The following is a 12,088-nucleotide window of genomic DNA, read 5'->3' on the forward strand; positions in this document are numbered from 1 at the left end:
CGTTCCCTCCGGCACGCCTCCGACTCTCGACGCCCTGCGTGTGCACCTGAGACTCCAGCTGCCCGAGTACATGGTGCCCTCCGGCTTCGTCTTCCTCGACTCGCTCCCCCTCTCTCCCAACGGCAAGGTCGACCGCCGCGCGCTCCCCGCGCCTCGGGCCGAGGAGCGCATCACACGAGAGCGACTCGCGCCTCGCGACACCGTGGAGCAACAGCTCGCGCGAATCTGGGAGGAAATACTCGGCGCGAGCGCGCTCGACGTGCGCGACAACTTCTTCGACCTGGGAGGGCACTCCCTGCTCGCGGTGACGGTGATGGCGCGCATCCGCGAGGCCATGGGACGCCGTCTGCCCTTGGCGGCGCTGTTCCGCGCGCCGACGATCGAAGCACTCGCCGCGCTGATGCGAGACGCCCACGCCGAGGTCCACACCTCGCTCGTGCCCTTCGGTGGCACAACGACGGGAGCGCGACCGCCGCTCTTCTTCATCCACCCCGTGGGTGGCGGCGTCCTCTGCTACGCGGAGCTGGCACGACTGCTGGGCCCGGATCAGCCGTTCTACGGACTCCAGGCGCGCGGGCTCGACGGCACCAGCGCCCCCCGTGAGAGCATCGAGTCGCTCGCGACGGCCTACGTGAAGGCCATCCAGGAGGTTCAGCCCCACGGTCCCTACACCTTGGGCGGGTGGTCACTCGGAGGCGTCATCGCCTACGAGATGGCGCGCCAGCTCCGAGCGCAAGGCGAGCAGGTGGCCCGCGTGGTCCTCATCGACGCCTACGCGCCCACGCCGCCCCACGCGACGGATCCGGAACCGGATTCGCTCCAGCGGCTCGCCATGTTCGCGAGAGACTTGATGGGCCTGTCCCTGGCGAACCTGGACCTGGGCGCCGCGCTGCGCGCGGACCTGGAGCCTGAGGCCCTCATGAAGGTCATGCTGGAGGAGGCCGCGAAGTCCGGCGCGCTCCCGCCCGGCATGGGAGCGGACTCGCTGCGCGCGCTCTATCGCGTGTTCGAGGCGCACCTGCGCGCCGGACGGAGCTACATCGCTCGCGCCAGCTCGGGGCCCGTGATGCTGCTCAAGGCCACGGAGACGCCAACGGACCTGCCCCAGGATGGAGGCTGGTCCGCGCTCGTGGGCGCCGAGTTGGAGGTGCACACCGTGCCAGGCGACCACTACAGCCTGCTGAAGGCCCCCGCGGTCGAGGAGCTGGCACGGAGGCTCAGGGAAGCGCTCGGGGCGTCACGCTGACGCCCACGCGAGCGCGGGACTACTTCTGAAGCTCTCGGAGCGGATCCGCCGAGGTCCGCTCCGAGGAGACATCGAAGAAGGAGCTGCTGCTGGGCGCGCGCGAGGACGCCACCGTGTTCGGCCCGCTGGGCTCGACCTTCGTCGAGGACGCCATCTCGGGAGGAGTCGACACGGGCGTGGCCTTCGCGGCCTCGGCGCGCTGGATGGCGGCGCGCCGCCGGCGCCACAGGAAGTAGCCCACGGCCAGGACCGCCAACGTCCCGAGGACCGCGACCTGCCCCTCCTTCATCTTCGAGATGACCATGTCCAGCTCGCTGCCGAAGTGGAAGCCCAGCCAGACGAAGACAGGCGCGGACAGGAGCGCGGCCAGCCCATCCCAGAAGATGAAGCGCCAGTACGGCATGCCCACCGAGCCCGCGGTGAAGTACGTCACCGCGCGCACGCCCGGCATGAAGCGGGCAATCATGACGATCTTCTGGCCATGCGCGGTGAACAGCGACTCCACCTTCGCGCGCTTCTCCGGGGTGACGATGCGCGCGAAGAAGCCGCCCGCGCCGCCCTTCCCATCCCGCCCGATGCGCGAGCCCAACCGCCGCCCCGCCAGGTAGATGAGGCTGTCGCCCGCGAGGATGCCGAGGAAGCCCACCGCCATCATGATGGGCAGGCTGGCGGCGCCCTTGTGCGCGAGGAAGCCTCCCAGGATGAGCGAGATGTCTTCCGGAAGAGGAACCCCCAGGCCGCACGCCACCAGGATGCCGAACACCGTGGCGTAGGCGATGAACCCCTGTGAGTTTCCCAGCAGCTGGGTGAGCAGATTCTCCACGCGTCGTTCCGTCCGTTCACTTCCGGAGGGGGCGCGCGGAAACCACCCGAGCCAGCCCCTCCAGCGCCCAAGCCTCAACCGGGCGCGAGTCCTCAAAACTCCGAGCCAGGGCCTTCAGACCGAAGTACCCCTCCCGCCCGGCCGCCACGTAGGCCGCTTCCGGCGCTCCCGTGGCTGACAGCGCCAGGGCGCGGCTGAGCAGCGCTACACCGAATTCTCCCACCGTCTCCTCGCGAGCCCCCTGCGCCCGAGCCTCCCGCAGCACCGCCGCGCCCGCTGTCCACCGTGCCTCTAACTGCCTGCCTACCCGCTCCGCCAGCACCTGTGCGGCCCAGGCACGCACCAGGCACTCGGCGCTCGGTGGCTCCCCAGGCCCCACCACGATCCGCCACCCTGCCCCTACTTTGGCCCCCCAGCACTCACCTTTGGCACCCAACAGAGTAACCACAAGCTGAACCGGGGGCTTGCCCTCGGGAAGGGCGAGCAGGCGTGCGGCCCGCTGGAGCGGCGCATCCACCACGGGCAGCCACTGACGCTGAGCGGCCCGATGCGCCTCGAAGGTCTGCTCGCGGAGCGCCCGAAGGGGCCACTCCGCCTCCGCCCGAATCAACACGTCGTCGAGACCTGCCAGGTCGGAGGACTCCGTGTCACCCAGCACATGCCCCACGTAATCCCTTAAGCGCCGGGGGTGTGCGTCGAAAAGGGCCTCGGCCTGCGCCAAGGCGGCCGGGGGAGCGGCGCGGAGGGCCTCGCGAACGGCGCTCCGAGCAGGCCCGAAGTCATGCGCGCGGACGGGATGGTCGCGAAGCACCGGCGCGTCGTCGTAGCCCGCGCGATTGAGCAGCGCGAACAGGGAGAACACGCGGTCGTCCGAGCGGATTTCGATGCCACCGGGAGACCAGACGCTGGCGAACCAGTCCGAGTCCGTGCCCGTCGCACGCGCGCTGCCGGGCCCTAGGGCCACGAGCAGGACGGAGGACACCAAGACACGCAGACGCATGAGCGGAGCACACGCTAACACGGCAAGCGTACAGGCAGGCTGGCGAAACGCGCGCCGCGCGAAGGCTTCAAGCCGCGGGGGCCTTGGTGATGAGCGTGCGGAGCATGTCGCGGTTGTCGCGCGCCTTCGTCCCGAAGTGGCTGACGATTCCCATCAGCAACTTGATGCAGGCCTGGGGCTTGGAGACGAGCAGCTTCTGGAAGTCCGCGTAGCGGATCTCCAGGGCCGACACATCGGACACGGCCGTGGCCGAGCACAGCCGCTCGCCCTTCTGCACGAGCGCGAGCTCCCCGAGCGGCTCCCCTGCCCCCACCTCGCCCAGTGACACGTCGTCGCCCGACACGCTCTTGGCGCTCAGCCGGACCGCGCCCTCACCGACAATCAGCAACGACTCGCCCGGCTTGCCCTCGGTAAACAAGACCGTGCCCTTGGGAAACGCCCGAGTCACCGCCACCCCCGCGAAGATCTGGATGCCGGTATCGGTGAAGCCCTTGAAGAGCGGGCACGCCTTGAGGGTCGTCTCGGGAACGAGAGGCATGGGAGTGTTCCTAACACGCACCAACGGTCGCGTCAGCGACTGGCACGGTGCTCGGCGGCAGTGTGCACGTAGTGGTGCGAGGACAAGACGAGGAACTCCCGCTCTGCCTCCGTCAGCGGGCGCTTGACCTTGCCGGGTGAGCCCACCACCAACGAGCCCGGGGGCACCTTCGTGCCGGGCGTCAGCAGCGTCCCCGCGCCGATGATGCACTCATCGCCAATCTCGACGCCGTCCATGACGATGGCGCCCATGCCCACCAGCACGCGGTTGCCGATGATGCAGCCGTGGAGGATCACGCGGTGGCCCACCGTCACGTCATCCCCCACCTGGGTGGCGTAGGAGTCCGCGGTGACGTGGACCATGGTGAGGTCCTGGATGTTGGTGCGCTTGCCAATGCGGATGGGATTCACGTCCCCGCGCATGACGGCGTTGAACCAGACCGAGGAGTCCTCGCCCAGCTCCACATCACCAATCACCTGCGCCGAGTCCTCGACGAAGCAGCTCGGGTGGACGCGCGGGAGCATCCCGCGAAACGGCCTCAACGCCATGGAGACACCTCCTGGAACTGGGACAGCGGACGACGGGCTTCAGGCCTCGGCGACCACGCAGGTCTGCGGCTCGACGGGGTCCTCGACGGGCGCCACGGTGGGGCCCTGGAGCACCGCCACCTGCTTGCCGGCGAGCTGGTTGGGCGTGGAGCGCTCCACCAGCACCTTCACGATGGCGCCGGCCAGCGCGTCGCCCTCGAAGTTCACGGTGCGGTTCTCCGGCGTGCGGCCGAAGCGCTTGGTGGCGTCGTACTTGGAATGGCCCTCCACCAGCACCTCGACCTCCGAGCCCACCAGCGCCGCGGTGTACTCGCCGCTGATGCGCCGCTGCACCTTCTGCAGCCGCTCCAGCCGAGCCACCTTCACCTCGTGCGACACCGGACCCCAGTCGTTCTCACGCAGCGCGGCGCCCGTCTTGGGGCGCGGGCTGAAGACGAAGGAGAACTGGTTGTCGTAGCGCACCTGCTCGGTGAGCTGCATCGTCATCTCGAACTCTTCCTCGGTCTCTCCGGGGAAGCCCACGATGATGTCGGTGGTGACGGCGATGCCGGGGCGCGCCTCGCGCAGCTTCGCCAGCCGCTCCAGGTACTGCACCACGGTGTAGTCGCGCCGCATCATCTTCAGGATGCGATCGCTCCCGCACTGCACGGGCAGGTGGAAGTGCGGGCAGATCTTCGGCTGCGTGCGGAACGCCTCGATGAGCTCGTCGGACAGGTCGTGCGGGTGGCTGGTGGTGAAGCGCACGCGCTCGATGCCCGGCACCTCGGCGGTGCGCAGCAGCAACTGCGCGAAGCTAATGCCGCCCTGGTACGAGTTCACGTTCTGCCCGATGAGCGTCACCTCGCGCACGCCCACGCGCGCCAGGTCCGCGACCTCCAGCAGCACGTCGGTGAAGCCTCGGCTCACCTCGCGGCCGCGCGTGTGCGGCACCACGCAGAACGAGCAGACGTTGTCGCAGCCCTTCATCACCGTGACGAACTCGGTGACCTTGCCGCGGGACGTCTCCGCGTCCGCGCGAGGGAAGACGTACTCCTCGGAGTCCACGAAGGCCGTCTCCACCACGCGCTCGCGCTCGTTCTCCACGCGGCCGATGATCTCCGGCAGCTTCGCGATGTTGTCCGGGCCGAAGACGAAGTCGAGGTACGGCACCTTCTTCAGCAGCTTGTCCTTCTCCTGCTGGGCCACGCACCCGCCCACGCCGATGAGCGCCTTGCGGCTGGCCTTGACCGTGCGGTAGCGCCCCAGCGCGGACAGCATCTTGTCCTCGGCCTTCTCACGGATGGCGCAGGTGTTGAGGATGATGAGGTCCGCGTTGTCCGGCACCGGGGTCGGCTCGTAGGACATCTTCGCCAGCGCCTCGCTCATGCGGAGCGAGTCATTGACGTTCATCTGGCAGCCGAAGGTGTGGATGAAGTAGCGCTTCATGGGGTGGCTCTGGGTCTGGACGGGCCCTGTCAAATCGGGCCCTTATGCGATGGCCGGGGCGGGATTGCAACCCGACGGGCGGAGGGCTTCATCCCCGGCTGAGCAGTTGCGTCAGCCGGATGTGGAGGGCCAGGAGCTGGGCCTCGCGCTGGCGCAGGAGCGCCATGGGGGTCTCACCGTAGCGCCGGGCCAGGTTGTCGGTGGCGTGCTCCTGCTTGGCCACCTCCTGCTGGAGCCGCGCGCGCAGCTCGGGGGCGTCCGGGGTGTCCAGGGACTGCATCCGGGCCAGCCGCTCCCGGAGCTGCGCCACCGACCAGCGCCGGCCGCAGAAGGCGCGCAAGAGGGCCATGCCGGACTCCACCACCTGGGGCGTCAGGCCGCTGACGCGCACGCCCTCGGTGTGGGCGCGAGCCATGGCCTCGGCGTCACTCAGCAGGCCCACGTTCTCCAGGAAGGTCTCCTGGAAGCGGATCAGGGCCTCAAGCATCGCCTCATCCATCGGCAGGGCCGCCATGCGCAGCGTGCGATCATCCGCCGCCAAGAGGTCCGTGCCGGACGACTCCCGGTTGCGCACGTCCTGATACGAGAGGTCGTCGAAGATGGAGGGGGCCATGGAGGGTTCCCGATTCGAAAGGGGGATGGAAGTCAGGCGGGGACGAGCTGGTCCGCGATGCGGGCGAGGTCGGTGACGGAGGCCACCACCACCGCCTGGTGACAGTGCTTCTCGTAGGTGAGCATCTCGCTGTCGCCGATGCCCCAGTTGCCCCGCTCCTCGGGGCAGATCCACAGCAGCCGCTTGGCCTTGCGCCGCAGGTCCTTGAGCGCCCACGCGTTGTTGGGGTTGTAGTTGTTGCGGCCGTCGCCAATGACCATCACGGTGGTGCGCCGGGTGATGCTGCCCAGGTGGTCACGCGTGAAGTCCGCCAGCGCGCGCCCGTAGTTGGAGTTGGCGCTGAGCGACACGGTGCGCCCCGCGGTGGCCATGTCGATGGCCTCGTCCACGTCCAGGTCCTTGAAGTACTGGGTCACCTCGCCCACGTCGGACACGAACACGAACGAGCGCACGCGCACGAACATCGACTGCAGCGTGTGCATGAACAGCAACATCATCCGCGACGCATTGCGGACCGAGTCCGACACGTCGCACAGCACCACCAGCTCGGGGCGCTCCGGACGGCGCTTGCGGAACTGGGGCACCATGGGCACCCCACCCCACGGCATGTTGCGCCGGAGCGTGCGGCGCACGTTGAGCGCGCCCTTGCGATGCGAGCGCTGCTTGCGGATGAGCCGGCTGCGCAGCTTGGCCGACAGCAGGCGCACCGAGGCCTCCATCTGGTCCACTTCCGCCTGGGTGAGCAGGTGCAGCGGCTTCTCCTGCACGCTGTCCGTGCGGCGCCGGATGCGGGCCTCCGCCTGTCGCTTCACTTCCTGGCGCGCGGCCTCTTCAATCTTCCGCATGGCGCCAGCCACGTGCCGCGAGACGATCTCCACGCCCTCGGGGTTCACGCCGCGCGCCCGCAGCTCGTCCTCCAGCGACTTCACGTCCGAGCGCGCGCGCTCCATGCCCGCCGCCGCCAGCATCCGCCGCGAGAAGAAGCCCGCCTGCATCGGGCTCTCCAGCTGCGACAGGTCCAACTGAAGCGACGCCTGCCGGAAGATCTGCGCCAGCCGGGCCCGGTCCCCCGAGAGGATGGCCTGCGCCAGGGGCGACATCTCAGGGAGGAGCAGGTTCATCTGGTAGATGACCATCTTCAGCAGGTCACCCTCCAGGTAGCCCTCTTCCTCCAGCTGCTTGGCCAGGGACTTGTCGATGGCCTCGAAGGTGCTCGCGGCGCCGGAGAAGAAGAAGTCAAACGCGCGGTTGAACGTGTCCACGTCCAGCTCGCGCTTCACGAGCGTGGTGCGCAGCACGGAGCGGAACAGGCTCCGACTCTTCAAGCCCACCTCGGCGGTGGCGCGCAGGGCGTCCTGGACCTCGGACGTGCTGACGCGCACGCCGTTCTGGCGGAGCACTTCGGCGAACTCGACGATGCGGGCTTCCATGCGCCTCGGGTCCTCTCTGCTCGCGTCAGCGCTCGAACGACATGACGGCTTCGACGTGATGCGTCTGCGGGAACATGTCCACCACCTGCAGCGCCACGGGCCGGTAGCCCGCCGCCACCAACCCCGCCGCGTCCCGCGCGAGCGAGGCGGGATCGCACGCGACGTACACCACGCGCCGCACCCCCAACGCCGTCATCCACCCCGCGAGCCCCGGCGCACCGGTGCGCGGCGGATCCGCCAGGCACACGTCGAACCGCCGGCCCTCGGACACCAGACCGTCGCACACCTTGCGCGCATCGCCCTGGACGAAGCGCACGTTCGTCACCCCACCCTCGCGGGCGCTGCGCTGCGCGGCCTCCACGCCCACGGGCGACGTCTCCACGCCCAGCACCGACGCGGCAATCCCCGCCACGGGGAAGGTGAAGTTGCCGTTGCCCGAGTACAGCTCCAGCACGTGGTCGCCCTCGCGCACGGCCAGCTCCTGCACCGCGGACGTGACGAGCCCCACGTTGGCCTCCGCGTGCGCCTGCGCGAACGCATCCGGGCGCAGGAACATCGGCACCTCGGGCCGCAGCGGTGAGAAGGACCGCAGCGACGGGCGCCCCACCACGCGAGGCGAGCCCTCCTTCGGCACCAGCACCGCGCCCTCCAGCCGCAGCGCACGCACCGCGCCCTCGGCCGCTTCGAGGTGTCGCGCCGTCACCGGGCCCGTGAGGTTCACCGCGAACGCAGCGGCGTCTCCCTCGGCCAGCAGCAGCACCTCCTCCGCATCCTTCGCCAAGGGCTTGAGCAGGGGCGCCAGCTTCCCGGGGAGCGAAGCCAAGACGGGCGTCAGCGCGCCACACTCGGACACGGGGATGCGCTCGTGGCTGCGCCGGCCGAAGTAACCCAGCGCGCTCTTGCCCGCGAAGTGCAGCACCGCGCGCCGCCGGTAGCCCCAGTCACGCGGGGCCACCAGCAGCGGCCGCACGGTGAAGGACTCCCGAGACAAATGCCCCAGGTGCTCCAGCGTGGAGAGGACGATCTCCTGCTTCGCGGTGCGCTGCGCGGCCTCGTCCAGCTCCAGCCAGTCGCAGCCGCCACACTCACCCGCCACCGGGCAGCGAGCCGGGCGCCGGGCAGGCCCCGCGTCCACCACCTGGCGCAGGAGCCCTCGCAGCACCCGTCCCTGATGCTCCAGGTGGACGCGCACGGTGTCGCCGGGAAAGGCGCCGGGGATGAAGACGGTGCGCCCCTGCCAGGAGGCCACGCCTTCGCCGAGCTGCCCCAGGCGCTCGATGGTCAACTCGATGGATTGTTCAGGCAACGGCAGCATTCAGGCGCTCGGCGGGTGGCGCCCAGGGCGGCCACCCCTACTTGCGGCTCGCGTCGCGCTCGTCCGGAGGCAGCGCCGCACGCAGGCGCTCCACGAACCGCTCGATGCGGGACCGCTTGTCGTCATCAACGTCCACGAACTCCACGGCCATCCCCGGCGATTCCGGCGCGGACACGCCTGGGGTGTTCGAGCGCGTCACCCGGCCCGTCAGGTCCACCGGGAAGTCCGCCCCCGGCAGCGACACCAGCACCCGCACCAGCGTCCCCACGTCCAACGGCTGGGACGTGTTGATGTACAGCCCGCCGCGAGACAGGTTCACCGCCCAGTCCGAGACGAAGCCCGCCACCGTGCGATACGCCACCGGCAGCTCGTGCTCCACGCGAGGCGCGCGGTGACCGGGGGATGTCTTCTCCAGGGAATCGGCCATGGTGGGCTCCGCCGCGGCGCCAGAAGGTCCGGCGCGCGGCGGAGGACCTTAGCTCAGAGCTTCATCTCGCGCAGGTCCGGCGCCACCTTCAGCGTCGGCTCGGTGAGCTTCTTCACCAACTCCACCGTCACGCCGGGCGCCACCTCGCGCAGCACCAGGCCCTCGGGCGTCACGTCCAGGAACGCGTGGTCCGTGACGATGTGGTGCACGCACTTGAGGCCCGTGAGCGGCAGCGAGCACTTCTTGAGGATCTTCGGCTGCCCCTCCTTGTTCGCGTGCTCCATGGCCACGTAGATGCGCTTGGCGCCCACCGCCAGGTCCATGGCGCCGCCCATCCCCTTCACCATCTTCCCGGGGATCATCCAGTTGGCCAGGTCGCCCTGCTCGCTGACTTCCATGGCGCCCAGCACGGCCATGTCGATGTGGCCGCCGCGGATCATCCCGAAGGACAGCGCCGAGTCGAAGAAGGCCGAGCCCTTGACGACCGTCACCGTCTCCTTGCCCGCGTTGATGAGGTCCGGATCCTCGTCGCCCGCCACGGGGTACGGCCCGATGCCGAGCAGTCCGTTCTCCGACTGGAGCACCACCTCCACGCCCGCGGGGAGGTAGTTGGGAACCAGCGTGGGGATGCCGATGCCCAGGTTGACGTAGAAGCCGTCCCGAAGCTCCTGGGCGATGCGCTGCGCGATCTGTTCACGAGAGAGTGGCATGGGCTCCTCACGCCTGCTTGCGGACGGTCCGCCGCTCGATCCACTTCTGGAGGTTCTTCGCCTGGATGATCCGGTGCACGAAGATGCTGGGCACGTGCACGAGGTCCGGGTCGAGTTCACCCGGCTGCACGATGTGCTCGGCCTCGACGATGGTCACCTTCGCCGCCATGCACATCATCGGGGAGAAGTTGCGCGCCGTCTTGCGGAACACCAGGTTGCCCCACGTGTCCGCCTTCCACGCGTGGATGATGGCGAAGTCGGCCTTGAGCGGCGTCTCCAGCACGTGGAGCCGACCGTCGATCATCCGCGACTCCTTGCCCTCGGCCACCTGCGTCCCGGCGCCCGTGGGGGTGAAGAAGCCACCGATGCCGCAGCCACCCGCGCGGATGCGCTCGGCCAAGGTGCCCTGCGGGTTCAGCTCCACCTCCAGCTCACCGGAGAGGAACTGCCGCTCGAACTCCTTGTTCTCCCCCACGTAGCTGGCCACCATCTTCTTCACCTGCTTGTTCTGAAGCAGGATGCCGAGCCCCAACTCCGTGGTGCCGCAGTTGTTGGAGATGATGGTGATGCGCTTCACGTTCTTCCGGTGGATCGCCTCGATGAGGTTCTCCGGGTTGCCGCACAGCCCGAAGCCACCACTCATCAGGGTGATGTCGTCGGGGATGTCGGCGACCGCCTCATCCGCGCTCGCGTAGACCTTGTTCATCCGTCCTCCCGCATGTGGAAACGGGATGGAGGCCCTGCTCCGGCCCCCATCCCGCGCAAGATGCCTACGTGCTGAGCCTCAGCGCTCCACCATCAGCGCGATGCCCTCGCCACCACCGATGCACAGCGACGCCACGCCGCGCTTCTTGTCCAGGTCCTTCATCGTCTGCAGCAGCGTCACCAGCACGCGCGCGCCCGACGCCCCGATGGGGTGACCCAGGCACACCGCGCCGCCGCGCACGTTCACCTTGGACGGGTCCAGACCGAGCAGCCGGTTGTTCGCGATGGCCACCACCGCGAACGCCTCGTTGATCTCCCAGAGGTCCACGTCCTTGGCCGTCAGGGACGTCTTCTTCAAGAGCGTGTTGATGGAGTCCGCCGGCGCGATGGTGAACTCCACCGGCTTGCGAGCGGCCTGCGCGTGGCCCTTGATGCGGCCCAGGATGGTGCGGCCCTCGGCCTTGGCGCGCTCCTCGCTCATCAACACCAGCGCCGCGGCGCCGTCGTTGATGGAGGACGCGTTGGCCGCCGTCACCGTGCCGTCCTTCTTGAAGACCGGCTTCAGGCCGGCAATCTTCTCCGGCTTCGCGTTGCGAGGACCCTCGTCGTCCGTGACGGTGACGACGTCCTCGGGCTTCTTGCCGGGAATCTGGACCGGGACGATCTCCGCGGCGAACAGGCCGTCCTTCTGGGCCTTGATGGCGCGCTGGGTGGACTCGAGCGCGAACTCATCCTGCTGCGCGCGGCTGATGCCCTGGGTCGTGGCGCAGTCCTCGGCGCACAGACCCATGTGGACGTTGCCGTACACGTCCCAGAGTCCGTCGTGGATCATCGCGTCCTTGAACTCCACGTTCCCCATGCGGGCGCCGCCGCGCATGGTGTGGCTCAGGTAGGGCGCGTTGCTCATGGACTCCATGCCGCCCGCGACGATGATGTCCGCGTCGCCCAGCGCGATGGCCTGCGCGGCGGAGATGACGGCCTTGAGGCCGGAGCCGCACACCTTGTTGAGCGTGACGGCGGGAACGCTGTCCGGGAGGCCCGCGAAGATGGCGGCCTGACGAGCGGGCGCCTGGCCCACGCCCGCCTGGAGCACGCAGCCCATGATGGCCTCCTGGACCGTCTCCGGCTTCACGCCCGCGCGCTCCAGCGCCGCCTTGATGGCGATGGCACCCAGTTGCGGCGCCGTGAGCTTGGAGAGGGCACCCTGGAAGGCCCCGATGGGGGTGCGGGCTGCGCCCACGATGACGACTTCACGAGCCATGACAACTGCCTCCTGAGATGACGTTCGTTAACAGCGGCGGGGGCCCT

General features: G+C 69.2%; 13 protein-coding genes. 1 reads left to right on the plus strand and 12 read right to left on the minus strand.

Annotated features, from left to right (window positions below; all coding sequences use genetic code 11):
* Positions 1-40 precede the first annotated feature (40 nt).
* Positions 41-1,246 carry an alpha/beta fold hydrolase gene (locus tag JGU66_15300; GenBank protein MBJ6762138.1) on the plus strand — a complete coding sequence of 402 codons (1,206 nt, stop codon included), beginning with the start codon at positions 41-43 and terminating at the stop codon, positions 1,244-1,246.
* A 19-nt stretch (positions 1,247-1,265) separates the two neighbouring features.
* Here the strand turns inward: JGU66_15300 and JGU66_15305 are convergent, their stop codons facing one another.
* The 12 genes from JGU66_15305 to JGU66_15360 all read right to left on the minus strand — a co-directional run bounded on the left by JGU66_15305 (position 1,266) and on the right by JGU66_15360 (position 12,041).
* Positions 1,266-2,069: a DedA family protein gene (locus tag JGU66_15305; protein ID MBJ6762139.1), complete on the minus strand. Its 804-nt coding sequence runs from the start codon at positions 2,067-2,069 to the stop codon at positions 1,266-1,268.
* Positions 2,070-2,085: 16 nt separating this feature from the next.
* Positions 2,086-3,069 (minus strand): hypothetical protein, encoded by a 984-nt coding sequence (locus JGU66_15310; protein MBJ6762140.1) that lies wholly within the window; start codon positions 3,067-3,069, stop codon positions 2,086-2,088.
* A gap of 67 nt (positions 3,070-3,136) precedes the next feature.
* The gene (locus tag JGU66_15315) at positions 3,137-3,607 is read right to left on the minus strand and encodes a cyclic nucleotide-binding domain-containing protein (GenBank protein ID MBJ6762141.1); all 471 of its coding nucleotides are present in this window, start codon (positions 3,605-3,607) and stop codon (positions 3,137-3,139) included.
* A 32-nt stretch (positions 3,608-3,639) separates the two neighbouring features.
* Positions 3,640-4,155 carry a gamma carbonic anhydrase family protein gene (locus tag JGU66_15320; protein ID MBJ6762142.1) on the minus strand — a complete coding sequence of 172 codons (516 nt, stop codon included), beginning with the start codon at positions 4,153-4,155 and terminating at the stop codon, positions 3,640-3,642.
* A 39-nt stretch (positions 4,156-4,194) separates the two neighbouring features.
* Positions 4,195-5,580, minus strand: a complete 1,386-nt coding sequence (miaB, locus tag JGU66_15325; GenBank protein MBJ6762143.1) for a tRNA (N6-isopentenyl adenosine(37)-C2)-methylthiotransferase MiaB — start codon at positions 5,578-5,580, stop codon at positions 4,195-4,197.
* Between the two features lie 88 nt (positions 5,581-5,668).
* Entirely contained in the window at positions 5,669-6,193 is a 525-nt protein-coding gene (locus tag JGU66_15330; protein ID MBJ6762144.1) for a hypothetical protein, read from the minus strand.
* Positions 6,194-6,225: 32 nt separating this feature from the next.
* Positions 6,226-7,623 carry a VWA domain-containing protein gene (locus JGU66_15335; GenBank protein MBJ6762145.1) on the minus strand — a complete coding sequence of 466 codons (1,398 nt, stop codon included), beginning with the start codon at positions 7,621-7,623 and terminating at the stop codon, positions 6,226-6,228.
* Positions 7,624-7,648: 25 nt separating this feature from the next.
* On the minus strand, positions 7,649-8,938 hold the full coding sequence (locus JGU66_15340) for a class I SAM-dependent RNA methyltransferase (protein MBJ6762146.1): 1,290 nt from the start codon (positions 8,936-8,938) through the stop codon (positions 7,649-7,651).
* Positions 8,939-8,975: 37 nt separating this feature from the next.
* Positions 8,976-9,365, minus strand: a complete 390-nt coding sequence (locus JGU66_15345) for a TIGR02266 family protein (GenBank protein ID MBJ6762147.1) — start codon at positions 9,363-9,365, stop codon at positions 8,976-8,978.
* Positions 9,366-9,418: 53 nt separating this feature from the next.
* Entirely contained in the window at positions 9,419-10,075 is a 657-nt protein-coding gene (locus JGU66_15350) for a CoA transferase subunit B (GenBank protein MBJ6762148.1), read from the minus strand.
* A 7-nt stretch (positions 10,076-10,082) separates the two neighbouring features.
* Positions 10,083-10,781, minus strand: coding sequence for a CoA transferase subunit A (locus JGU66_15355; GenBank protein ID MBJ6762149.1), 699 nt, complete (start codon positions 10,779-10,781; stop codon positions 10,083-10,085).
* A 78-nt stretch (positions 10,782-10,859) separates the two neighbouring features.
* The gene (locus tag JGU66_15360; GenBank protein ID MBJ6762150.1) at positions 10,860-12,041 is read right to left on the minus strand and encodes an acetyl-CoA C-acetyltransferase; all 1,182 of its coding nucleotides are present in this window, start codon (positions 12,039-12,041) and stop codon (positions 10,860-10,862) included.
* Positions 12,042-12,088: the final 47 nt, after the last annotated feature.

The organism is Myxococcaceae bacterium JPH2, from assembly GCA_016458225.1.
Lineage (GTDB): Bacteria > Myxococcota > Myxococcia > Myxococcales > Myxococcaceae > Citreicoccus.